Source organism: Marinobacter sp. MIT932201, assembly GCF_047123295.1.
GTDB lineage: Bacteria > Pseudomonadota > Gammaproteobacteria > Pseudomonadales > Oleiphilaceae > Marinobacter > Marinobacter salsuginis.
In genome coordinates this window covers 191,344-214,659 of record NZ_CP138917.1, presented here as the reverse complement: position 1 = coordinate 214,659, position 23,316 = coordinate 191,344, and the positions used below count along the sequence as shown (strand labels likewise).

The 23,316-nt window shown below is 59.7% G+C and carries 19 protein-coding genes; 10 read left to right on the top strand and 9 right to left on the bottom strand.

The window, feature by feature from the left end; all coding sequences use genetic code 11:
* The first annotated feature begins 35 nt into the window (after positions 1-35).
* Positions 36-554, top strand: coding sequence for an Hcp family type VI secretion system effector (locus SIC15_RS00955; RefSeq protein WP_008176957.1), 519 nt, complete (start codon positions 36-38; stop codon positions 552-554).
* 97 nt (positions 555-651) lie between these two features.
* On the top strand, positions 652-1,134 hold the full coding sequence (locus SIC15_RS00950) for a hypothetical protein (RefSeq protein ID WP_412536886.1): 483 nt from the start codon (positions 652-654) through the stop codon (positions 1,132-1,134).
* Between the two features lie 33 nt (positions 1,135-1,167).
* On the opposite strand, the gene brnA is transcribed toward SIC15_RS00950, so the two are convergent.
* Genes brnA through SIC15_RS00935 form a run of 3 tightly spaced genes read right to left on the bottom strand, consistent with a single transcriptional unit; the run spans position 1,168 to position 2,350 of the window.
* Entirely contained in the window at positions 1,168-1,413 is a 246-nt protein-coding gene (gene brnA / locus SIC15_RS00945) for a type II toxin-antitoxin system BrnA family antitoxin (protein WP_136630415.1), read from the bottom strand.
* A complete protein-coding gene (locus tag SIC15_RS00940) occupies positions 1,403-1,666 on the bottom strand; it encodes a BrnT family toxin (RefSeq protein WP_412536885.1) in 264 nt (87 codons plus the stop codon). Before SIC15_RS00940 ends, brnA begins: the two co-directional genes overlap by 11 nt.
* A 42-nt stretch (positions 1,667-1,708) precedes the next feature.
* Positions 1,709-2,350: a type IV toxin-antitoxin system AbiEi family antitoxin domain-containing protein gene (locus SIC15_RS00935; protein WP_291905238.1), complete on the bottom strand. Its 642-nt coding sequence runs from the start codon at positions 2,348-2,350 to the stop codon at positions 1,709-1,711.
* Positions 2,351-2,601: 251 nt separating this feature from the next.
* Here SIC15_RS00935 and SIC15_RS00930 point away from each other — a divergent pair, with 251 nt between their 5' ends.
* Entirely contained in the window at positions 2,602-3,267 is a 666-nt protein-coding gene (locus SIC15_RS00930; RefSeq protein WP_412537578.1) for a hypothetical protein, read from the top strand.
* Here SIC15_RS00930 and SIC15_RS00925 read toward each other — a convergent pair.
* The gene (locus SIC15_RS00925; protein WP_412536884.1) at positions 3,251-5,896 is read right to left on the bottom strand and encodes a molybdopterin-dependent oxidoreductase; all 2,646 of its coding nucleotides are present in this window, start codon (positions 5,894-5,896) and stop codon (positions 3,251-3,253) included. The genes SIC15_RS00930 and SIC15_RS00925 overlap by 17 nt on opposite strands.
* A gap of 503 nt (positions 5,897-6,399) precedes the next feature.
* Between SIC15_RS00925 and SIC15_RS00920 the strand changes: the two genes are divergently transcribed.
* The 3 genes from SIC15_RS00920 to SIC15_RS00910 are packed head-to-tail and all read left to right on the top strand — an operon-like array spanning position 6,400 to position 9,703.
* A complete protein-coding gene (locus tag SIC15_RS00920) occupies positions 6,400-7,782 on the top strand; it encodes a CmpA/NrtA family ABC transporter substrate-binding protein (RefSeq protein WP_412536883.1) in 1,383 nt (460 codons plus the stop codon).
* Between the two features lie 25 nt (positions 7,783-7,807).
* A complete protein-coding gene (locus SIC15_RS00915; RefSeq protein WP_412536882.1) occupies positions 7,808-8,815 on the top strand; it encodes an ABC transporter permease in 1,008 nt (335 codons plus the stop codon).
* 21 nt (positions 8,816-8,836) lie between these two features.
* Positions 8,837-9,703 (top strand): ABC transporter ATP-binding protein, encoded by an 867-nt coding sequence (locus tag SIC15_RS00910; RefSeq protein ID WP_069182558.1) that lies wholly within the window; start codon positions 8,837-8,839, stop codon positions 9,701-9,703.
* Between the two features lie 10 nt (positions 9,704-9,713).
* Here the strand turns inward: SIC15_RS00910 and SIC15_RS00905 are convergent, their stop codons facing one another.
* Positions 9,714-11,009: a nitrate- and nitrite sensing domain-containing protein gene (locus tag SIC15_RS00905; RefSeq protein ID WP_412536881.1), complete on the bottom strand. Its 1,296-nt coding sequence runs from the start codon at positions 11,007-11,009 to the stop codon at positions 9,714-9,716.
* A gap of 387 nt (positions 11,010-11,396) precedes the next feature.
* Between SIC15_RS00905 and SIC15_RS00900 the strand changes: the two genes are divergently transcribed.
* From SIC15_RS00900 to nirD, 3 genes are all read left to right on the top strand, one after another.
* Positions 11,397-12,629 (top strand): NAD(P)/FAD-dependent oxidoreductase, encoded by a 1,233-nt coding sequence (locus SIC15_RS00900; protein ID WP_412536880.1) that lies wholly within the window; start codon positions 11,397-11,399, stop codon positions 12,627-12,629.
* Positions 12,630-12,664: 35 nt separating this feature from the next.
* Positions 12,665-15,178 carry a nitrite reductase large subunit NirB gene (nirB, locus tag SIC15_RS00895; protein ID WP_412536879.1) on the top strand — a complete coding sequence of 838 codons (2,514 nt, stop codon included), beginning with the start codon at positions 12,665-12,667 and terminating at the stop codon, positions 15,176-15,178.
* 186 nt (positions 15,179-15,364) lie between these two features.
* On the top strand, positions 15,365-15,733 hold the full coding sequence (gene nirD, locus SIC15_RS00890; protein ID WP_069182555.1) for a nitrite reductase small subunit NirD: 369 nt from the start codon (positions 15,365-15,367) through the stop codon (positions 15,731-15,733).
* Between the two features lie 50 nt (positions 15,734-15,783).
* On the opposite strand, the gene SIC15_RS00885 is transcribed toward nirD, so the two are convergent.
* Together SIC15_RS00885 and SIC15_RS00880 are read right to left on the bottom strand one after the other, a co-directional pair.
* Positions 15,784-18,954, bottom strand: coding sequence for an efflux RND transporter permease subunit (locus SIC15_RS00885; protein WP_412536878.1), 3,171 nt, complete (start codon positions 18,952-18,954; stop codon positions 15,784-15,786).
* The gene (locus tag SIC15_RS00880; protein ID WP_412536877.1) at positions 18,954-20,030 is read right to left on the bottom strand and encodes an efflux RND transporter periplasmic adaptor subunit; all 1,077 of its coding nucleotides are present in this window, start codon (positions 20,028-20,030) and stop codon (positions 18,954-18,956) included. Before SIC15_RS00880 ends, SIC15_RS00885 begins: the two co-directional genes overlap by 1 nt.
* Before the next feature lie 187 nt (positions 20,031-20,217).
* Between SIC15_RS00880 and SIC15_RS00875 the strand changes: the two genes are divergently transcribed.
* Entirely contained in the window at positions 20,218-21,585 is a 1,368-nt protein-coding gene (locus SIC15_RS00875) for a WS/DGAT/MGAT family O-acyltransferase (RefSeq protein ID WP_412536876.1), read from the top strand.
* A 9-nt stretch (positions 21,586-21,594) separates the two neighbouring features.
* On the opposite strand, the gene SIC15_RS00870 is transcribed toward SIC15_RS00875, so the two are convergent.
* Both SIC15_RS00870 and SIC15_RS00865 read right to left on the bottom strand, forming a co-directional pair.
* Positions 21,595-22,002: an NINE protein gene (locus SIC15_RS00870; RefSeq protein ID WP_069182551.1), complete on the bottom strand. Its 408-nt coding sequence runs from the start codon at positions 22,000-22,002 to the stop codon at positions 21,595-21,597.
* 191 nt (positions 22,003-22,193) lie between these two features.
* A complete protein-coding gene (locus SIC15_RS00865; protein WP_136630420.1) occupies positions 22,194-23,300 on the bottom strand; it encodes a helix-turn-helix domain-containing protein in 1,107 nt (368 codons plus the stop codon).
* Between the last annotated feature and the right edge of the window lie 16 nt (positions 23,301-23,316).

Sequence of the window (23,316 nt, the reverse complement as noted above, 5' to 3'; positions counted from 1 at the left end):
GGGACACTATTCATTCACAAGTCATGGAGCAGACTATGCCAACTCCTTGTTATATCAGCATCGAAGGCCAGACCCAGGGCAACATCACCGCCGGCGCATTCACGTCCGATTCTGTCGGTAACATCTACGTGGAAGGCCACGAAGACGAAGTGCTGGTGCAGGAATTCAGCCACGTTGTTACCGTACCGACCGATCCCCAGTCCGGTCAGCCATCCGGTCAGCGCGTGCACAAGCCGTTCAAGTTCACCTCCGCCCTGAACAAGGCCACCCCGCTGATGTACAACGCCCTCGCCTCCGGCGAGATGCTGCCCAAGGTCGAGCTGAAGTGGTACCGCACCTCCGTTGAGGGCAAGCAGGAGCACTTCTTCTCCACCATCCTCGAAGATGCCACCATCATCGACATCAACTGCAACATGCCCCACTGCCAGGATGCCGGCAACGCCGACTTCACCCAGCTGGTGACCGTTTCCCTGTCCTACCGCAAGGTAACCTGGGAGCACGCCGTTGCCGGTACTTCCGGTGCTGATGACTGGCGTTCGCCAATCGAGGCGTAAGTGTATTCGCAGTGAGCGGAATAGGTGCTCCGGAGACCAGAGGGTCCTCGGAGCACCAGCTTTGGAGCTTCAAGGAACGAAGAGCAGGGGCGGCCCTATGAACTGCTTTGGCATCGAGTCAAAGAAAGCGCTCATCGCTTGCGGGATTTTTTGGATCAGCCTGATCTCGGGTTGTGCTTCTCTTTATGAACAAGCCACCGAGTTTCGCACTTCCAATGGTATTGCGTTCGAGTTCAATAGCAGACATTTCGATACTGTCGATATCCAACCTTCTGAAACACAGATTTGGCGCGGCTCGGATTTAGTGGGCTCTGTAGCGACGATGGAAACCAACGCCGACTTTTCAACGGCACTAGAGGAGGTCAGACAGGGTTACAAGGAAGCACAAAAATCCTCTGGTGACGTGACAGAACTGGATTTGGGCGAAGGAGTCTATGGGTTCTCTGCGACTGTAAACGGCTACACCACTGCGTTTATCGCCACGTCGAGCCACCCGTCATCATGGATTACGATTAGCACCGATGATGACGTTTTCTACGAAGTTTTATCCACACTGACGGTTCACGAGAGGCACCAATAATATTTGCCGCTAGTTAACACCACTGGCATTGTCTTAATTGAGCGGCTTATTAGCCGCCTCAGCCTGTAAACGCTCCACCAGCCAGACCTTGATAATCGATTGGCGGGTAACGCCAATACGTGCTGCCTCACGGTCCAGAGACTCCACGACCCAGGCCGGAAAATCAACATTGATTCGCTTTTGTTCCTGATTCACCCGCCTTGCAGAAGACAGATCAAGATCCCCGACAATATCTTCCTGGCCCTCATCAAACTTCTTGTCAAAATCTTTAGCTTTCATAAAGCTCAACCTCTTTCTTGCGGGAACGCCTGACCGAAATCAGGCGAGTACGCCCCGCCCGGTAAGTCACAACGGCCGACCAGTGCTTGTCCCCAATCTTGCCAATTAGCAGATATCGGGGCTCATCCACGCACTTTGCCTTTACTTCCAGCAAATACGGGTCTTTCCACAGCTGCTGGGCATCCACGAAATCAATACCGTGCTTGTCCAGGTTGGCCTGGCTTTTGGTTCCGTCAAATTCAAACACGCCCATGAGTATAAAATATTCCTTTTTTACTCAATCGACAAGAGACTACTACAAGACCTTGGCCGGCATCTCTCGTTTGGCTTCCAGATAGGGCGCCATCACATTGGCGACCCGGCAGATTCTGGCGTATTCCATTAGTCTACCCGGTAGGAAGGTTTTACGGGTGCGATAAAGCTCCAGGGCCTCCAGCACAACATCTATGCCGATGCGATTGCGGAACTTGAAACAGTCCGCCAGGGTTTTCTCAGGGTTGTAGACGTTGAGGACGATGCCATCCACGTCCACACGGTCAATGCCTGCACTGAAAGCCCGCCCGGAGAACCGGTATCCTGCCACCGGCGGATAGTCCAGCACCGGCAGGCGGGCATCCCGTTCCACAGCCAGATGTACCTGGTGAGGAATCTGGGTGGTGATGCCGTGCCAGTCCAGCGCGGAAATCAGGCAAAGTACAGAATGGGGGAAACGCGTGGCGGCGGCCATCAGATCCGGGTTTTCGACCTGGGGCAGATCCGCCAGCCGGTAGAGGCCACGGCTGAACGGCTCGATCAGCCCTTCGTCCCGGAGCTGGTAGAACTGGTAACGACTATAGCCGCGAGCCAGCGCCTCGCTCAGGCGGAGCTGGCCGCCGTGCTCTCGGAACAGGCTTTGGAGTTCTGACCTCGAAGATCGGGCGGAGTCGGAGCCAGACAAATCGTCACCACTTTTTTATATATGGTGACAGTTTGTCTGAATGGAATATGTCATTCAAGTATCGACTTAGCTTGACCTTTCCCAAGGTCGATAATCAGTGCCACCGCATAATATTGCCGAGCTAGACCATAGCAAACCCCAAATTCGAACGTTAAGCTTGTCTGTTCATAAGCATCCGTGAAGTAGCCAGGTACCCGAGTTTGCAGAAAACGCCCCTACCAACCCAGACCGCCATCAGCCTTGGTGAGCTCATGTGCACCGTCACCCGGGACTGGCTCTGGCAACCGGCGGAGCAGTGGGTCCAAGAACGCAATCCGGGCAGCGTCCTGCATTGCCGGGTTGGGTCAGGCCAAGCCACCTACCACCGTTACGATTCTCGCGATCGACAGCATGTGATTACCTACGGCGCCCGCATGATTGCCGCCAAGCACCAGCCGGAGACTGCCAGCGGCTGGCTGTCGGGTCGGGAGATCCGGAAACGTGGGTATTTTGATGGTGAACTGAGCACACTGAATCTACTGGCGCACACCTGCTGCCATGAGTTCGCCCATCTCCTGCAGCAAAGTGCCGGTCAGCGGTATCGGGGATCAGTGCACAACCGCCATTTCTACACCATTCTCGATGAGTTGCACGAGAGCGGGGCTGCGCAAACGACCCGTAAGGCCCTGGCAGATCAGGCCCGGGAACAGGGTCTGGCGTTACCCGATACGCCCTTCGAGCCTGTCGACACAAGGCAACAGATGGCCCACTGGCAGGTGGGCGATACCGTACGATTCGGTACCGGCCGGCGGGAACTGCACGGGCAGATCATCAGGGTCAATCGGAAGACCTGCACCGTGGACGGTATCGGGCACTCGAAAGGTGTTCGTTACAGGGTGCCCGTGCAGATGCTGAGCCCGCTTACACCGCCTCGGTAGCCGAATCGAGGAGGCTCCGGATCTCCGGCACACAGGAACCGCAGTTGGTGCCACACTGAAGCTCCCGACCCAGAGCATCAACGCTGTTGGCTCCCCGCCCGATTGCCCGCTGAATCTGCCGGTCCCCGACCTGGAAACAGCTGCAAACCAGGTTGCCAGCATCATCCCCATCCACGGCCTTTGCCGCCAGCAGGCCACGCCTACTCGCCTCGTCAAGCTCTGGCTGGCTAAAGCAGCTGACCAGCCAGTCCACCGATGGCAGAGCGTCCGGGTCACGATCCACCATGAGTACCGCCTCCAACTGGCCATTGCGCAGGCGAGCGGCCCGGAAGCGGCCTTCGCGGACATCCTCCATCACCAGCTGCGGCTGGCCGCCGAGCCAGTCCGGCACAGCACCTTTCCAATCCATGCTGCACTGCCCGGCAACGATCCAGCTATCGCAATCGGGCAGGACCTGTTTGGCCCAGTAATCTGCCTTCCAGCGTTTCGGACGATCCCGTCGCACCAGCAAACGTCCATGCCAGCGGGCGGGCCAGTGGGTGAGGGTAGCACGACCGTGCTTGGCCTCCGGTTGCCCGGATATCGGGTCCACCAGGCTGTCAGTAAGCGCTGTAGCCAGACCCTGCCCTGTAAACTGATCGTTCCAGTGGATCGGCACAAACACCTCGCCACGTCGCTGCTCCGGCGCACTGCGCACCCGGCCGACAAAGTGCCCATGGGCACTGTTCAGTGTCGCCAATGCCCCGGGCTTGAGGGAAAGCGCCCGAATATCCTCGGGATGTACCTCAATGAACGGTTCGGGGCGGTGGGCCAGCAACCGGCTGGATCGGGCTGTCCGGGTCATGGTGTGCCACTGGTCCCGGATACGGCCCGTATTCACGATCAACGGAAACGCTTCACCAGGATTACCGGCCGGTAATCGAGAGGCAATCGGGATCAGGAGGGCTCGACCCTTGGCGGTAGCAAACCGACCGTCAGTGAACAGTCGCCTGAAATCGGAGGTTGACCCGGTAACCGGCCATTGCACAGGCTCCATGGCCTCGTATTGTTCGTCGGTCAGATCCGCCAATCCGGATATATTGAAGAAACGTTGACCGGCGTTCTCGAATCCCGACAACCGGGCATGTTCCCGGAAAATGTCCGCAGGACACTCATAGTCAAACCCCGTCTGGTGTCCCAGGGCGCGGGCCACCGCACTGACGATCCACCAGTCCGGCCGGGCCTCTCCGGGCAGCGGCAGAAAGCGCCGTTGACGGGAAATGCAGCGTTCGGAGTTGGTAACCGTGCCGTCTTTCTCACCCCAACCCGCTGCCGGCAACAGGATGTCCGCATGGCTGGCGGTGTCCGTATTCCTGACGCAGTCAGACACAATGACAGTGGGACACAGGTCCAGGGCCCGCCGGATACGATGGGTCTCCGGCAAACTGACCGCAGGGTTGGTGGCCATGATCCACAACACCTTGATGTCACCCCGCTCAACCGCATCGAACAGGTCAACGGCTTTCATGCCCGGCCCATCCGCGACCGCCTCGGTCTCCCAGAACCGGGCCACGCGGTCCCGTGCACCCGGACTGTCGTAGTCCATGTGGGCGGCAAGGGTATTGGCCAGCCCGCCCACTTCCCGGCCTCCCATGGCATTGGGTTGGCCGGTCAAGGAAAAGGGGCTGGCGCCGGGCTTGCCCACCCGGCCCGTGGCCAGATGGCAGTTGATAATGGCGTTGCCTTTATCGGTGCCGGCTGAGGACTGGTTGATGCCCTGGGAGAACGCCGTCACCGTGCGCTGCTCTGCCTCGAACCATTGGTAGAAGGTAATGACATCTTCGACCGGCAGTTCACAGATCCGGGCCACCTCCTCGGGCGACGGCACCTCAGATCTGGCAGCGCTGAGGCTAGCGTCAAATCCTTCGCAGTGGTGCGCGAGGTAACCTTGATCGAGAGCCTGATGGTCCGCCAGCCAGACCAGCAGACCGTTGAACAGGACCGTATCAGTGCCTGGACGCAGGGCCAGATGGAGATCCGCCAGGTTACTGGTTGCAGTCTTTCGCGGATCTATCACCACCACCCGGCGACCGGGGCGCGCCGAAGCCTGCATTCGTTGATAAAGCACAGGGTGCGCCCAGGCGGCATTGCTGCCCGCCAGCACCAACAGGTTGGCCAGCTCCAGGTCTTCATAACAGCCAGGAACCAGATCCCCGCCAAAGGCCCTTTTATGAGCAGCAACGGCAGAAGACATACACAGGCGGGAATTGGTATCCACGTTGGGCGTTCGGATAAACCCCTTGGCCAGTTTGTTGACCACGTAATAGTCCTCAGTCAATAACTGACCGGAAAGATAGAAGGCCACTGAACCGGGCCCATGAAGAGCCACGGATTCACGAATCTGCCGGGCCACTTCCGCCACCGCCTCCGGCCAGGTCCTTTCTTGACCATAAACAACGGGCCTCAATAGTCTTCCATCCGGAGTCAGGGTTTCATGCAATGCGGAGCCCTTCACGCACAGGCGGCCCAGGTTCGCTGGATGAGTCTCATCCCCCCGCGTTGCAGACGGCGCCGCATTCACTCCACAACCCACGCCACAATATGGACAGGTGGTTTTAACCGTCGCCGGTCTCTGGTTGATACCGGTCACAGGATCTCCTCGCGTTTCATAAAAAAAGCCCGCCAATCCGGATGCCTTGAAAGCGCATCTGGGGCGGGCTTCTTTGCCAATGGAATTACGTTGTCGTGAACAGTCGCATTTACGACTGCAATAAAAGGGCCATTCGGATCACGGGGGAAGGTGGCGGATGTCAGATACCGGATAAGGCGGCTCTCAACGATTCCATCCCCCTCATCAACGTAACAGAGGCTCCCGGTCAACCAACAACTCCGGTATCAAAGTGGTGCAAAACCGCTCTCCCACGCACTAAAACCAGACTTGTAACCACAGCCCATTCCCGCCGCTCAGTGAAAACGCCCCTCTAACTCACTGATTTAAGGTGCAACTCCGATCTGGCACGCCCCGTGCAAGACCTGAATCAGAGACGCGCGTTACGACTCAACAGAAAACTGATCCCCAGGCACAGGCGCCTGCTTTCCGGCAACGGAGGGCAGGCGTTTTTGCGTTTGGGCCACACAGAATGAGGTATATCCATGTCCACAGTTACACGACAAACCACCCGCTGGCTGACTCGAATTCTGCTAACAGCCACTTTCTGGACGGTCAGCACGGTGACTCAGGCGGAGATTGGTCCAGCCGAGAAGCCGGACCTCAAGCTCGGTTTTATCAAACTGACCGATATGGCGCCCCTGGCGATTGCTTGGGAACAGGGCTTCTTTATGGACGAAGGCCTTTTCGTGGAACTTGAAGCGCAGGCGAACTGGAAGGTGCTGCTGGACCGGGTCATTACCGGAGAACTGGATGGCGCCCATATGCTCGCTGGCCAGCCTCTTGGCGCCTCCATCGGCTACGGCACCCGGGCCGATATCATCACGGCCTTCAGCATGGATCTGAACGGCAATGGCATCACGGTTTCAAACGATGTCTGGGACACCATGAGCCAGCATATCCCCGACAATGCCGACGGCAAGCCTGAACATCCCATTAGCGCCAGCGCGCTGCGGCCGGTCGTGGAAGCAGCCCGGGATCGGGGCGAACGGTTCCGGATGGGCATGGTGTTTCCCGTGTCCACCCATAATTACGAGCTTCGCTACTGGCTGGCGGCCGGTGGACTGAATCCCGGCTACTACGCGCCCCAACGAGGCGACACCAGCGGCACCCTGGAAGCCGACGTGCACCTTTCAGTAACTCCGCCGCCGCAGATGCCCGCCACCATGGAGGCGGGCACTATCCAGGGCTACTGCGTGGGTGAGCCCTGGAACCAGCAAGCGGTTTTCATGGGCATCGGCGTGCCGGTGATCACCGATTACGAAATCTGGCCGAATAACCCGGAAAAGGTCTTTGGGGTTACCCGGCAGTGGGCCGAAGACTATCCCAACACCCACCTGCGACTTTTGCGCGCCATGATTCGGGCCGCACATTGGCTCGATGAGAACAACAACGCCAACCGGGAAGAGGCCGTAAAAATCCTGGCCCGGCCCAGCTACGTGGGTGCCGATGAGGCGGTGATCGCCAACTCCATGACCGGCACCTTCGAGTATGAAAAAGGCGACATTCGCGAGGTTCCGGACTTCAATGTCTTCTTCCGGTATCACGCCACCTACCCCTATCCGTCCGATGCCATCTGGTACCTCACCCAGATGCGTCGTTGGGGCCAGATACCCGAGGCCAAGCCAGACGACTGGTATATGGAGACGGCAGCCCGGGTTTACCGTGCGGACATCTACGAGCAGGCGGCCCGTTCACTGATTGCTGACGGCACGCTCAAGGCCTCCGACTTTCCGGATTTCGAGACCGAAAACTTCCAGCGCCCGCACCAGGGCGAGCTGATTGACGGTGTCGCCTTCACTCCCCGAAGACCCAACGCCTATATCGACAGTTTCAACATCGGCCTGAAAGGTTCGCAAACCCCGTAAGCGGGTTAGCAAGGAGATTTTAACCATGACTACGATCACTTCGGCCACAAACACACCCCAGCCGCCGCGCTGGCTGGGCCAGAGACTCAAGTCCATCGGTGCATCGCTGACACCCGCTCAGCTCGCCACTACCGGGCGCCAGATGCTGCTGCCACTAATCGGGATCCTGGTGTTCGTCGGCTTCTGGCATCTGGCCGCGCCGCAGGTTGATACCTCTCTGGGCAGCTTTCCCGGCCCGGCCCAGGTCTGGGAACAAGCGGGACAACTCTGGCAGGAGCATGCCAACCAGCGCGAACGGGCCGACAAATTCATTGCCATGCAGGAAGAGCGGAACGCCCGCATTCTGGCAGACAATCCAGATGCTGAGGTCAAGATCCGAAGCTACCCGGGTGCGCCAACCTTTCCCGATCAGATCATAACCAGCCTGATCACGGTTTTGGCCGGATTCGTCGTGGCCACTGCCATCGCAGTGCCCCTGGGCATCGTGGTGGGGCTGAACCGCCACTTCCAGGCGGCGGTCAACCCGCTGATCCAGGTGTTCAAACCGGTTTCGCCGCTGGCCTGGCTGCCTCTGGTGACCATGGTGGTCTCGGCAACCTACGTGAGCGATGACCCGATGTTCGAGAAGTCGTTCCTGACCTCCATGATCACGGTCACCCTGTGCAGCCTGTGGCCCACGCTGATCAATACCAGCGTTGGTGTGGCTGCGGTCAATCCGGACCTGCTGAACGTGTCCCGAGTTCTGCGACTGTCCTTTTGGACCCATGTCCGCAAGGTGGTGTTGCCGTCTTCGGTACCGATGATTTTCACCGGTTTGCGTGTATCGCTGGGTATCGCCTGGATGGTGCTGATCGCCGCCGAGATGCTGGCCCAGAGTCCCGGGTTGGGCAAGTTCGTCTGGGATGAATTCCAGAACGGCAGCAGCCAGTCCCTGAGCCGGATTATGGTGGCGGTCCTTGCCATCGGTTTTATCGGGTTTGTGCTGGACCGGGTGATGCTCCTGATTCAACGCAAAGTTGCGTGGAACGAATAAATATCTGGATGGGAGAGTGACATGAGCAAAACACATTTGGAGCTGACCGGCGTCGAAATGGCGTTCGATACACCCAAGGGGGCATTCATCGCCCTGGACAACATCAATCTGAAAATCCGGAAAGGCGAATTCGTATCCCTGATTGGCCACTCCGGTTGTGGTAAGTCCACGGTGCTGAACATTGTCGCCGGACTGCTTCAGGCCACCAAGGGCGGCTGTGTACTGGATGGCCATGAAGTGAATTCGCCCGGGCCGGAACGGGCAGTGGTGTTTCAGAACCATGCGCTGATGCCCTGGCTGACGGTGTACGAGAACGTTGAGCTGGCAGTGCAGCAAGTGTTTCGGAAATCCATGGGCAAGCAGGAGCGGCGTGACTGGATTCATCACAATCTGGAACTGGTGAACATGGCCCACGCGGCAGACAAGCGACCGGGCGAGGTATCCGGTGGCATGGCCCAGCGGGTGGGCATTGCCCGGGCGCTGGCCATGAAACCCAGTGTGCTGCTGATGGACGAGCCGTTCGGCGCGCTGGATGCTCTGACGCGGGCCCACCTGCAGGACTCACTGATGGAGATTCAGCAGGAGTTGAACAACACCGTCATCATGATCACCCACGACGTGGACGAGGCGGTATTGCTGTCAGACCGGATTATCATGATGACCAACGGGCCCGAGGCTACCGTGGGCGAGGATCTCTACATTGATCTGCCCCGGCCGCGCAACCGGGTGACTCTGGCGGACAACCCGGAGTACGTTCATTACCGGCAGGAGGTACTGCGTTTCCTTTACGAGAAACAGCGCAAGCTGGAACACATCTCTTCACGCCGTCCGGAAAGGCCGGAAGCCTCAGACGACAAACAACCGAAGGCCCGGGCTGCCAGGGCCTAGGACTGTTCCATCACTTCAGCACGTCAGCCATGGATACCAAGGCCCGGGCTACCTCGGGCAATTTCCGGCCCTGGTCCATGGCGAGTTTTCGCAATACCCGGTGAGCTTCGTCGTTGCTGATCCTGCGATGCTCCATCAGCAGCAGCACCGCTTTTTCCTGGGTTTTGCGGTCTTCCAGCGCTTCTCTGGCACTTTGCAGCTCATCGGTCATCTGTTGGAGTCGCCGGGTCTGCTCCTGAACCAGGTCGAAGATGGAACGGCCAAACTGCTGGCCGACACCATCGCTGGCCCAGGATTCGCCGGCCTGTTGGTCGCTTCCGGAATCGCACAGCACCAACATGGGTTGGGACGACGGTTCCTGGGCACCCAGGGAGGCAACCAGGGTTTCCTGGTGGGCCAGCGAGTTTCTGGCGTCTGCAAAGCGCTCGGTGCAGCGGGCGTGAAAACAGCCCTCTACGGAATCCTCTATCGTTTTGAGTTCATCCATCCGCTCAGACATGAGCCTGAACCATTCATCGGCCAGTGCCGGATCCAGATCTTTATAACGACCAATGGCAGTGCCTCGCTGACGAAGCCTTTCAATCTCCGCCTCACGAGGGTTTTCCCGCAGTTTTTCCCATAGATCCAGGGAACCGTCATCGGCAAAGCTGTTAAACACCTCAAAACAGCGCTCTTGCGCCTCAATCAGGTGCGCCATGCGCTCTGACAGTGCACGATCAAACCGGCCACTGGAAAACCCCGCCGAACCGACAGCCCGCTCCTGCCCACAAAACTCTTTGCCGTTCATCAGGTGTACCATGGCTACCAGGAGTCCGGCTATGGTGGGGTCAACGGCGGTATCCGCAGCCTCAAAGACCACCGCAATCAGGTTGTGGATCAGGGTGCTGTAATCCTCGGTGGCAGAGGCCGCCGTGACTTTCCGGGCAACCACACACCGCCGCAGTTCCGGCAGCCCCTCAAGGCCGTGAAGGGCACTGGCAAGCTGGTTAAGTAGGCGACTACTGACTGGATGCGCCGTCAGCTCCTCGTGAATCTCGGCAAGGGCCTGCTCGAACTCCGAGCGGAGCCGATCCGACGTCGCGACCAGGTGTTTCCGCTCCTGGGCAAATTTTTCGCCGGAAGAACCAAGAAACACGTTAGAGGCACCCCGCTCGCACTGCAGTGCATGTACCAGATTGCTGATGCACTGCACCAGTTTGCCCATCTGCAGGAAGTACTGGAGATTCATCAACTCGCAGCTTTTCGAGGCAATCAGGTAATCACCTGCCGAGGGCGAATTAGGGGCAGGGACGCGCTTGGTGTTCATGACAGACTCCGGAGGCAGACAGCCTCAATTACGACAATCGAGTTCAGGCCGGTTGTCCTTGTAACCAGCCTCATACCCCCTGCTCAGCAATTACCGCGCCACCGCATCTGGCCCAAAACCGTGCAATCCGCCCCTTCGCAGGGCAGCTTTCGCCTTATCACAGTGCCCGGAGCAAACCCGTAAAAAGCTAACCAACTGATTTTAAAGGCTTCCAAGAACTGGCACGAAGATCGCTTTGCAAGAAGCAAGGACGAACGTCCCGGCCAAGGATCAGGCCGGACCATCAGATCATTGTTGTTGGCATTGGCGCCGGACCATCGATTTCCCTTGTGGGAATAGATGCTCCGGCTTTTTTTGTTTGGTCGAAAAAGTACGGGTTCGAGCGAAATGACAGGAGACACTGAATCGACACTGGTGATTTGCGGGCACGGCATGGTTTCGCAACGCCTGCTGGAAACTCTCTGCCGTGAGCGAGTCAGACCGTTTACCCGCATCATCGTGTTCAATGGCGAGGCATCCGCTGCCTATAACCGGATACAACTCTCCGGACTGCTTGCCGGGGAAACAGATGAAGCCGCTCTGACCTTACAGCAGGACAACTGGTTTCGGGACAACGGCATTGAGGTGTGCACTGGCGAACCGGTGGTCTCGATCAACCGTGAAGATAGGACGGTGACCACCACAACCGGTCGGGTTCAGCGCTATACCCACCTGGTGCTTGCGACCGGTTCGCGTCCCGCGAAACCGGGGCTGCCGGGCCAGGATCTCCCTGGCGTGATGACCTTTCGGGATCTGGATGACGCCAGAACCCTGATCGATGCCGCTCGCAGACACCGCCGAGCAGTGGTGATTGGCGGCGGTTTCCTGGGCCTGGAGGCCGCTGAGGGTCTGCGCCAACGCGGTATGGCCGTCACTCTCCTGCACCGCAGTAGTCATCTCCTGAACCGCCAACTCGACGAGATCGGCGGCCAAATCCTCCAACAACACATGGAAGAACGCGGCGTGAGTGTTCGCACCGCGGTTGCTCCAAAGGCTCTGCTTGGACGATCGATGGTCAGGGCGGTGCAACTGGACGACGAAACCCTGATCAGCACCGATCTGGTTCTCTTCGCCACTGGCATCACACCGTCTGCAGAGCTTGCCCGGGCTGCGGGCCTGGAATGCGATCGCGGCATTCTGGTGGACGGACAACTACGTACCAGCGACCCGGCAATCTCTGCGCTGGGCGAGTGCTGCCAGTTGGGAGACATCACCTTTGGGCTGGTGGAACCCGGGTACCAGCAGGCCGAGGTGCTTGCAGGCGTGCTCAGCGGAAACACTCCAGACGCCGAATACAGGCCGGTGGATACACCAACCCGCCTGAAAATCAGCGGCGTTCCGATTTTTTCCTGCGGCCAGATCAGCCCCGATGGAGACACCGAATCGGTGGTCTGGCAGGACCACGAACAGAGTCACTATTGCCGACTACTTATCCGCAACCAGCGCCTCACCGGCGCGGTGTTGCTTGGTGATACCCGGGACGGACCCTGGTACAGCCAGCGCATCCTGCAACAGGACGATATTTCCCGGTACCGGGACTTCATAGCATTCGGCAAGAACTACTGCGAAGCAGCGGCATGAGCCTTCAGCCAGCTGCCCCGAAAGAGGACAGACCCATGAGCAAGAAAACCCTGATCGTCGTCGGCAACGGTATGGTCGGCCATCACTTTCTGGAGCAGTTCTGCGCCAGTCCGGCGGCCGACGACTACGAAATCATCGTGTTTGGCGAGGAGAAACAGCTGGCCTATGACCGGGTTCATCTGTCGGAGTATTTCGGTGGTTCCACCCACGCCGATCTCGCGATGGGCACATTGGAGTGGTACACCGAGCAAGGCATTCAACTGCATCTTAACGAGCAGGTGACCGGCATTGACCGGGAAAATCGCACACTTGAAACGCCCCGGAGCAGCTACCGGTACGACGAACTGGTGCTGGCCACCGGCTCTTATCCGTTCGTGCCGCCGATTGAGGGCAAGGACCGGCCCCACTGCCTGGTGTACCGCACCCTTGATGACCTGGATGCCATTCGCGCCAGCTCCGAAGGTGCCCGTACCGGTGTGGTCGTCGGCGGTGGCCTGCTGGGCCTTGAAGCAGCCAACGCGCTCAAGAGCCTGGGACTGGCAGCCCACGTGGTGGAGTTTGCCCCCCGGCTGATGCCGGTTCAGCTTGATGCCGACGGCGGCGCCCTGCTGCGTCACAAAATCGAGGAACTGGGCGTTCAGGTGCACACAGAGAAGGCAACCACTGCCATTGTCGAGGGCAAGGACGCTCGCCTTCGCATGAACTTCAGCGACGAGTCCTTCCTGGAAACAGACCTTATCGTGTTCTCTGCCGGCATTCGTCCCCAGGATGCCCTGGCCCGGGCCAGTGGCCTGGAGATCGGCGAACGCGGCGGCATCGTGATCAACAATCACTGCACCACTTCCGATCCCCATGTGCACGCCATTGGGGAGTGCGCGCTCTGGGAACAGAAGATTTTCGGCCTAGTGGCCCCGGGCTATACCATGGCCCGCACCCTGTCCGCTGCGCTGAACGGTGATCGCGAGACGGCCTTCACAGGTGCCGACATGAGCACCAAACTGAAGTTGCTGGGCGTGGACGTGGGTTCCATTGGCGACGCCCATGCCCAGACCCCGGGCGCTCGCAACATCCGCTTCAACGATGAGCAGGCCGGTCATTATCGCCGCATGGTGATCAGTGAAGACGGTAAAACCCTGTTGGGCGCCATTCTGGTAGGCGACAACAGCCACTACGACACCCTTTTACAATACGCCCTTAACGGCATCACGCTGCCGGAGAATCCGGAAACCCTGATCTTGCCGGAAAGCCAGGGCGGGGCACCAGCCCTGGGCCCCGACGCCCTGCCGGAGACTGCCTCCATCTGTTCCTGTCACAACGTCACCAAGGGCGATATCTGTGGCGCCATCGACGCCGGCTGCTCAGACCTTGGCAGCGTCAAGTCCGAGACCAAGGCCAGTACCGGCTGCGGCGGCTGTACGGCGCTCCTGAAGAACGTGGTGGACAGCGAGCTGGAAAAACGCGGTGTAGAAGTGTGCAAGGATCTGTGCGAGCACTTCCCGTACAGCCGCCAGGAGCTGTTCCACATTGTGAAAGTGAATGGCATTCGCACCTTCCGCACTCTGATCAGCCAGCATGGCAAGGGCCACGGCTGCGATATCTGCAAGCCGGCGGTGGCCTCGATCCTCGCCACCTGCTGGAACGAGCACATCCTGGCCACGGATCACGTGCCGCTGCAGGACACCAACGACACCTTCATGGCCAATATGCAGAAGAACGGCACCTACTCGATTGTGCCGCGCATCCCGGGTGGTGAGATCACGCCGGACAAACTCATCGTGCTGGGTGAAGTGGCCAAGGAATACGACCTGTACACCAAGATCACCGGCGGCCAGCGGGTGGACCTGTTTGGCGCCACCCTGAGCCAGTTGCCGGAGATCTGGGAAAAGCTGATCGCCGCCGGCTTCGAGACCGGCCACGCCTACGGCAAGTCACTTCGTACCGTGAAATCCTGCGTCGGCAGCACCTGGTGCCGCTACGGCGTGCAGGACAGCGTGGGCATGGCGATTCGCCTGGAGGACCGCTACAAGGGCCTGCGGGCGCCCCACAAGGTGAAGATGGCGGTGTCCGGCTGCACCCGGGAATGCGCCGAAGCCCAGAGCAAGGACTTTGGCGTGATTGCGACGGAAAACGGCTGGAACCTGTACGTCTGCGGCAACGGCGGCATGCGGCCCCGCCACGCCGACCTGTTTGCCACGGATCTGTCGGACGAGGAATTGATCCGCACCATTGACCGGGTGGTGATGTTCTACGTGCGCACCGCCGACAGGCTGCAGCGCACCAGCGTCTGGATGGAGAACCTTGAAGGCGGCCTGGAGTACCTGAAGCAGGTGGTGCTGGAGGACAGCCTGGGCATCTGCGCTGAGCTGGAGGAGCACATGGAGGGGATTGTCGGTACCTACCAGTGTGAGTGGAAGACGGCCGTCGAGGATCCGGAAAAGCGGAAGCGGTTCCGGGAGTTTGTGAATGCGCCTTCGCAGAGCGATCCGGTGCAGGAGTGGACTGTTGAGCGGGGGCAGCGTCGGCCTGTTTTGGAGACTGAGTCTGCGTAGCCTGCGGGTTTGGCGTTTTGAGCAAGGCGCCATGGGGATACTTTTCTTCTGGGAAAAACAACTCGCTTCGCTCAGACATCTTTTTCCCGCCAGAAAAGCACCTCCATACCACCTCGCTCGCCAAGCTTTGGTGGTATCGCATCAGAAAATCATTGAGATAAACGCAAAAGGATTAGGAGAAACACAATGAAACCACGCACTCGTTGGGAAGCAGTTTGCACGGTAAACGACCTGGTACCGGAATCCGGCGTTGCAGTCTGGACAGACGAAGGACCGGTCGCGGTGTTTTATCTTCCGCACCGGCTGCCCGCACTGTTTGCCATCAGCCACACGGACCCGTTCAGCGGCGCCAATGTGCTGGCCCGGGGGATTACCGGGGATCTGAAAGGGGAGCCGGTGGTGGCCTCGCCGCTATACAAACAACATTTCAGCCTGCGCACCGGTGTCTGTCTGGAAGACGATGCCGTAAGGGTCAAAACCTACCCTGTCCTGCTGGACGGCAACCAGATCCGCTTGGAGGTCCGGGCCAACCAGCGAGAATCCATCGCGGCCTGAGCCCTTAACAATGCCGGCTTAAGCCGGCGCGTGACGGCGCTACTCCCAGGTCAGACCTCCCCAGAACGGCGCAACCGCCACCGCTCGCGCCAGCCCAGCACGAAGATGGTCAGTGACGGCAGGAAGGTCACCGTTACGATGGCAGCCCCCAGCAGGCCGAATAGAACGATGGAGCCCACGCCCCGGTAGAGCTCGGTGCCTTCGCCGGGCAGGAACACCAGGGGCGAGAGGCCGCAGATGGTGGTGAGGGTGGTCATGGCGATGGGGCGCAGGCGGGTCTGTACGGCGCTGGTGACGGCCTGCACCACGGTAACGCCTTTCTGGCGCAGGTTCTGGCGGGCCTGGTCCACCACCAGGATCGGGTTGTTCACCACCGTGCCCATCAGGATCAGGAAGCCCAGCATGGTGATCATGTCGAAGGGCTGCCTCAGAGGCTGCAGGCCGAGCATGGGCAGCAGGCCACCCACCAGGTTCATCAGGGCCAGGCCCACGATGCCGCCAGCCACACCAAGTGGGATGGCGGTCATGATCAGCAGCGGGAAGCCCCAGTGGGCGAAGATGGCCACCAGCAGCAGGTAGACAATGGCGATGGCGATGATGAAATTGCCGGTCAGCGCTTCCCGCGTGGCGTTCAACTGGTCGCTGGCACCGGAGATATCGACGTCCACATTCGCCGGCAAGGCACCACTTTCGCGCATGGACTGAAGCAGTTCCGTGCGTACCCGTTCAACGCCGGCCTCAAGCGGCACATCGTCCGGGGGAATCACGTTCAGGGTCACGGTGCGGCGACCATCCACCCGGCGGACGGTGCTGGTATCCACGGTTTCCTCTATGGTGGCGAGGCTGGACAGGGGCAGGGTCGCGCCCTGGGGCGTGTGCACCATGACATCGGGCAGACTGTCCAGTGACGGATTGCGACCCTCGCTGCCATACACATAGATATCGATCTTTTCGTCGTCCAGGAAGAAATCATCCACGTAGCTGCCCTCGGTCAGGGAGGCCACGGTGAAGCCAATGCCTTCGGCACCCAGGCCAAGTTCCGCTGCACGATCCCAGTTGGGCATGATCTGGATCAGCGGTTGCGCCAGAGACAGCGTGGAGGGCTGGCTCTGGATGCGGGGATTGTCGAAGATTTCCTCCGCCCGCTGGTAGGCGGCATTCGCGGCGCTGTATACCGAGACCAGATCCGGGCCGGAGATATCCAGGTTGATGCTGCGGGTGCCGCCGTCGTTGCTGGAGATGATGGAGCCTTTGGCCGCGAAGGCGCGCATGCCCGGGAACTGTTCGTAGAAACGGGTGATCTCGTCCATCAGCGCTTCAATGTGCCTCGGGTTCAGAGTCTCCGCGATGATCCGGATCCGGGTTGGCGTTACCTGCATGTTGAGATAGGCCATGGGCGGCACGCGGGTTTCGCCAGCCGCATAGGCCTCGCCATCCGCGTTCACGTGGGGCAGGAAGTAGTCTTCCACCTGTCGGGCAATGGCTTCCATTTCTTGCAGGTTATAACCCGGTGGTGCCGACATGGCCGCAAAGGTCTTGGGTTCCTCACCCTCCGGCAGGTATTCGGCGGGCGGGGTCAGCACGAAGATCACCCAGAGGCTGACACCCACGGTTGCCGCTATGACCAGAACACGACGTACCGCGCCATTCACCAGCCAGCGCACCGCCGCCATGGCGGCCCGACTCCAGCGACCCGAGGTCTCATTGCCGTATTCATCCGTTTGCACACCCCGGCGGCCGAAATCCAGCCGGGCACAAAGGGTGGGTATGATGGTTATGGCCACCAGCATGGACGCCAGAATGGCGGCGGAGATCGCAATTGCCACGTCGGAATACAGCTGTCCGGCCTCTTCGTCGATGAACAGGATCGGCAGGAACACCAGGATGGTTGTGGTGGTGGAGGCCAGAACCGCCGGCCAGACTTCCCGCACACCCTTGAGAGCGGATTCGAAACGGTCCAGCCCGAGACGCCGGTGTCGCTCGATGTTCTCCAGCACCACGATGCTGTTGTCGACGGTCATGCCGATGGCAAAGGCGATGCCCGCCAGGGAAATCACGTTGATGGTGCGACCGGTGATCAGCAGCCCGATAAACGCGGCAATGGCGCACAGCGGGATGCCCACCACCCCCGCAAACGTCGCTCTACCGGATCGCAGAAACAGGAACATCACCAGGGTTGCGAAGGCGGCGCCAATGCCCAGGTTGGTCCAGACGTTGGCTACAGAGGCTTCCACATAACGGGCATCGTCTGCGGTCAGGCCCAGTCTCATGCCGGCCGGCTCAAGCACCTCCCGGTTGATCGCGGCCACTTCATCCATCATCGCGTGCTTGATATCGATGACGTTGGACCCACTCTCGCGACGAACCTGCAGGCCAATCACCCGCTGTCCGTTAACAACGGACAATTCCCGAATGCGTGAATGCCCTTGCCGGACCTGGGCAACTTCACCCAGGCGCACCACGCTGTCACCCTGCCTTCGAACCACCAGTTGCTCCAGGGATTCAACGTCGTCAAAGCGCCCAACCGTGCGCAGGAGGTACCGGCGCTTGCCAGCATCGATCTCGCCACCGGAAATGTCCTGGTTGCGACTGACAATGGCATCACGCAGATCGAGCAAGCTCAGGCCCCGCTGGGCCAGGGCGGCTTCGTCCACAATAACCTGCATCTGCCGGTCGGCACCGCCGCCGACGGTGACCTCGGAAACCCCAGGCACGCTCTCCATCCTTGGCCGAACGCGGTCTTCGATAAAATCGCGCATCAGTTCGATATCCAGTTCCCTGGGGTTGCCCTCCAGGGTGGCGATGCGGAAATACATGAACGCATTGGAGGAGAAAGACGCCGCCACGATGCGCGGCTCATCGACGTTTCTCGGATAATCCGGGACCTGGCTCAGGGCATTGTTAATCTGGATCAGCGTCTCGGTGATATCGACGCCGAACGGGAACTCCAGCTCGATTTCGGCTGCACCGCTGGACGCGGTGGAGGTCATTCGACTGAGATTGGGAACATTGCGCAGGAACCGTTCCTGCTCGATCAGGATGTCCTTCTCGATGTCCTGGGGCGTGGCGCCGGGCCAACTGGTTTCCACCGTCACCGTGCGCACCTCCAGATCCGGAATCATCTGGACCGGAATTCGAAGTGCGGCGGCGGCTCCGACGATGGCCACAATCAGGGCAATCACGGCGACCAGAGTGCCGTGGCGGATAATGCCGGCAAACATCAGCGGCTCTCCCGTTCGGCAATACGTACGCTGATGCCCTCGCTCAGGGACTCGTTGCCACGGACCACCACCTTCTGATCTGCCTCAAGGCCACTGGTGACCTCTACCCGGCCCTGAAAGGCGGTACCAAGACGCACCCGCTTTTCGCTCACGGTCCAGGTAGTTTCATCCTCCGGTTCGGCGATCCATACGGTGGTTCGCCCTTCGGGATACCGATTGATGGCATCCCTCGAGACCGTCAGGCCACGTTCACCGGTCGTCACCCGCAGAACCGCCTGTGACGACATTCCCGGTAACAGCTTCACCGACTCGGGCTTTATCGCGCGGAGAAGAAAGGTTCTGGACTGGGGGTCATTGACCGGCACCAGAACATCGATGGTTGCTCTGGCCAGCTCCTGCCCGTTCTGCACCAGAAGCCGGCTGTTGTCGTCGATACGTTTGTAGAAAGACTGGGGTACCCGGAAATCCAGACGCAGGTTGTCGGTATCAACCAGCGTCAGCAGTTGGTCACCTGGGGCGACCCATTCACCAATATCCCGTGAGCGTTCGCTGACCACACCGTCAAAGGGTGCTGTCACGCGATGGCGATCGGCCCGGACTTCCACCTGTCGGCGGACAGCTTCCAGGCGTGCAAGCGCCGCCTCGCTGGCCGCCACTTCACTTTCCCGGGCACTGACTTCGGTAGCCGCAATATTACGGCCTGCACCCACAGACCTGGCCTCACGCAGCCGGCGCTGCGCCTCATCAAGACGGCTGCGCGCCTCTTCCGCATCGGCCCTCGCGGCCGCCAGTTCCCAGGTGACCATCTCATCGTCGAGCTCGACCAGCACATCGCCCCGGGAAACACGGTCCCCGGTTTCCACCCGAACCGCCTCCAACAGGCCGGCCACTGCCGCCGACATACCGGAGACCCGCAGGGCATTTACCGTACCGTTGAGGGTCACTTCCTCGATGATATTTTCCGACGAGACGGTTTCCAGCTGGACACCTGGCAGGTCCTGGGCAGCGGTAGACAACGGAAACAGGCCGCACAGAAACAAGAGAACGCCATGCAGGCTCTTGATGAGAGTTCCCACGTCCTTTCTCCAAGATTCATTTTGATGGATGCAGTTACTAACCTTAGTTCATGGCTTACGTTGAAAAACCCCGTCCGGACCTTGGACACGGTTTGGCCCATCCGGGCGAGGGAATGCGAACCGGGGTCAATTCCGTTGCCAGCTATCTGAGCTACTATTGTGGCAACACCAATTACAAGGACGCCCCGTGAAACCTCTCAGCCCGACGGATCAGCTTTTTCTATGGCTGGAAAAGCGGCAGCAGCCCATGCATGTGGGCGGTCTTCAGCTGTTTTCTTTTCCCGAGGACGCACCGGATGACTACGTCGCCCAGCTCGCCGACCGGCTCAGGCAATTCACCAAAGTAACGCCGCCGTTCAACCAACGCCTGGATTACCGGTTCGGCCAGCCAGTCTGGGAGGAAGACGAGCATCTGGATCTGGAGCACCACTTTCGTTTCGAAGCGCTACCGACGCCGGGACGGGTAAGAGAGCTGTTGTCGTTTGTTTCGGCGGAACATTCCCACCTGATGGACCGGGAGCGACCACTGTGGGAGTTCCATCTGATTGAAGGGCTGGGGGAGCGCCAGTTTGCCGTTTATATCAAGGTACATCATGCCCTGGTGGACGGCGTATCGGCCATGCGGATGGTCACCCAGATGCTATGCCAGGATACCGGCGAACGGGACATGCCGCCGATCTGGGCCATGCCACCCCGCCCGTCCCGTGAAAAGGAGGATGGTGGCCCCTCCCTGTGGCGCAGTGTCGGCCATCTACTGGGTGAATCCGGCAAACAACTGGGCACGGTGCCCACCGTGGCCCGGGAACTGCTTAGAACCATCAACAACGCCCGCAAGGACCCGGCCTACTCCTCCATCTTCCACGCACCCCGCTGCATCCTGAACCAGAAGATTACCGGCTCCCGGCGCTTCGCGGCGCAATCCTATGAACTCAGTCGGATAAAGGCGGTATGTAAGATCTACAGGACCACGGTGAATGACGTGGTGATGGCTATGTGTGCTACTGCACTGCGCAGCTATCTGATGAACCGGGACGCGCTGCCAGAGAAACCGCTGATCGCTATGGTCCCGGTATCCCTGCGCCGGGATGACAGCTCAGGCGGTAACCAGGTGGGTGTGATCCTCGCCTCGCTGCACACCGATGTCACCAGCCCGGTCACCCGGCTGATGCAGATCCATGAGGATGTGAAAGCCGCCAAGGACCGCTACGCCCACATGTCCCCGGAAGAAATCATCAACTACACCGCCCTGACCCTGGCGCCGGCAGCGTTCCATCTGCTCACCGGCATGGCTCCGAAATGGCAGACCTTCAATGTGGTGATCTCCAACGTGCCTGGGCCACGGGAGACCTGCTACTGGAACGGCGCAACCCTGGACGGCATGTACCCGGTCTCCATCGCCATGGATCGCCTGGCCCTGAACATGACCCTGACCAGCTACGGCGACCAGGTGGAATTCGGCCTCATCGGCTGCCGCCGAACGCTACCCAGCCTGCAGCGGATGCTCGACTACCTGGAGGAAGCCCTGGTTGAACTGGAGACCGCCGCCGGCTTGTAAGCAGCTCGATCAGCCGAAGCGGCGCTCTTCGTTGCGGATGGAGATCTGGTTGTTCAGGGTCCAGAAATCATACAGCACACCAATCAGGAACAGGCCGCCGGTCAACAGGTAGATGATGCCGGTAATCCACTTGCCCATGTACATCCGGTGAATCCCGAACACACCCAGGAAGGTCAGCAGGATCCAGCCGATGTTGTAACTGACTTCACCTTCCCGGAACCGCAGGTCCGCCTCCCGGTCCATGGCCGGGATCAGGAACAGGTCGATGATCCAGCCGATGAACAACAGCCCCAGGGTAAAGAACCAGATGGTGCCGGTAACGGGTTTGCCGTAGTAAAACCTGTGGGAACCAAGGAATCCGAAGATCCAGAGCAGGTAGCCGATCAGTTTGCTGTGAGTGTCTGGCCTTTGGGTCATGTTCGTTTTCATCCTTTTGGGTTGGTGTCTGGTTTCAATTATGGCCCTAGCCTGGTTGATTTGGGGGCTGGCCGTGGGGTGGGGCATTATTTTTTCGGGGAAAAAGATGTCTGAGCGAAGCGAGTTGTTTTTACCCGAAAAAATAATGCCCCACCCTGCGACCACGCTCCAAACTAAGAGGCCCGGAAAGATCAGGGACCAACCTCCGGAGCCGGATCCGGACCACCCTCACGAAACTCGCTGGCCGACTTGCCGGTCCACTTTCGGAAAGCTCGGCTGAAGTTGGACAGGTCCGCATAACCCAACTCATAGGCAATCTCGCTGACGGACTGGTTGGTATAGCGGAGTAACTGGATCGCCCGGTCTTTCAGAACCGACTCGAGGATTTCACGGTAGCTGGTATCGCGGTCGGCCAGGCGGCGTTTCAGGGTTCGGGACGAGACGCAGAAACGCTCGGCCATGGCTTCCAGGGACGGCAAGGGGCCGGGCATCATCCGGAGCATGTTGCGGATAGCCAGGACAATGTCACCCTGCTCTTTCAGGGCCTTCTGGAGCTCGAACTCACACTGATCTCGGGCCATGCGGGAGGCTTCGGCGTCGGCCAGGCGCATGCGCACTTCCAGAAGCTCCCGGGGGAACACCATCATTTCATCCGGCTGGCCGTATTCGAATCGGACCGGTAGCTGGTTCGCAAACTGCCGGTAGCAGGGCGGCTCCGGCGCGCTCAGGCGAACGGTGACGCCCGGGAGCTTGCCGTCTTCCAAAGCAAAGCCGTGTCTGGCAGCGTCTTCCCGGTCCAGGAGCTGTTCGGTCAGCAGGATCAGGGTGGCGCTCACGGTCTCGGCGAGAAACGGATAGAGGCCGGGCACTTCGAATTCGGTGCACAGCTTTACCAGCACCTGATCCCCTGCTTCGGACTGGCTCATACTGAGGAACGGCACCCGCAAATGCAGGTAACGGCGCACGGAATCCAGGGCATCTGCGAAGGTGGGGCTGGTAAGGGCCGCGAAGCCCAGGGTGCCGTGAATGGTCAGGCGCAGTTCGCGGGCCAGCATGAAACTGAGACCGTCTTGCCCGGCCAGGTTCACGGCCCGCTTGGCCATGATGATGGCATCGGTGACAAAGACCCGGCTGTCGTTGGACTTGAGATCGTCCGGGGAGAATTCGAGCCCTTCATAGAGTGACCGGTCGTTATACCCCAGTTGCCGGACGGTTTCGGCCAAGACCCGCAGGTAAGCGCCCGGCACCAGGAACAATCCCAGCATCTGCCGTTCTTTGTCCGGACCAGTTGGGCTCATTGGCATTCCTTATTAT

Coding starts and splice junctions, on each gene's coding strand:
- SIC15_RS00865 (WP_136630420.1), bottom strand. CDS start 23,300: ATGAGCCCAACTGGTCCGGACAAAGAACGGCAGATGCTGGGATTGTTC.
- SIC15_RS00905 (WP_412536881.1), bottom strand. CDS start 11,009: ATGAACACCAAGCGCGTCCCTGCCCCTAATTCGCCCTCGGCAGGTGAT.
- SIC15_RS00915 (WP_412536882.1), top strand. CDS start 7,808: ATGACTACGATCACTTCGGCCACAAACACACCCCAGCCGCCGCGCTGG.
- nirB (WP_412536879.1), top strand. CDS start 12,665: ATGAGCAAGAAAACCCTGATCGTCGTCGGCAACGGTATGGTCGGCCAT.
- SIC15_RS00920 (WP_412536883.1), top strand. CDS start 6,400: ATGTCCACAGTTACACGACAAACCACCCGCTGGCTGACTCGAATTCTG.
- SIC15_RS00910 (WP_069182558.1), top strand. CDS start 8,837: ATGAGCAAAACACATTTGGAGCTGACCGGCGTCGAAATGGCGTTCGAT.
- SIC15_RS00930 (WP_412537578.1), top strand. CDS start 2,602: ATGTGCACCGTCACCCGGGACTGGCTCTGGCAACCGGCGGAGCAGTGG.
- brnA (WP_136630415.1), bottom strand. CDS start 1,413: ATGAAAGCTAAAGATTTTGACAAGAAGTTTGATGAGGGCCAGGAAGAT.
- SIC15_RS00950 (WP_412536886.1), top strand. CDS start 652: ATGAACTGCTTTGGCATCGAGTCAAAGAAAGCGCTCATCGCTTGCGGG.
- SIC15_RS00870 (WP_069182551.1), bottom strand. CDS start 22,002: ATGACCCAAAGGCCAGACACTCACAGCAAACTGATCGGCTACCTGCTC.
- SIC15_RS00955 (WP_008176957.1), top strand. CDS start 36: ATGCCAACTCCTTGTTATATCAGCATCGAAGGCCAGACCCAGGGCAAC.
- SIC15_RS00900 (WP_412536880.1), top strand. CDS start 11,397: ATGACAGGAGACACTGAATCGACACTGGTGATTTGCGGGCACGGCATG.
- nirD (WP_069182555.1), top strand. CDS start 15,365: ATGAAACCACGCACTCGTTGGGAAGCAGTTTGCACGGTAAACGACCTG.
- SIC15_RS00885 (WP_412536878.1), bottom strand. CDS start 18,954: ATGTTTGCCGGCATTATCCGCCACGGCACTCTGGTCGCCGTGATTGCC.
- SIC15_RS00940 (WP_412536885.1), bottom strand. CDS start 1,666: ATGGGCGTGTTTGAATTTGACGGAACCAAAAGCCAGGCCAACCTGGAC.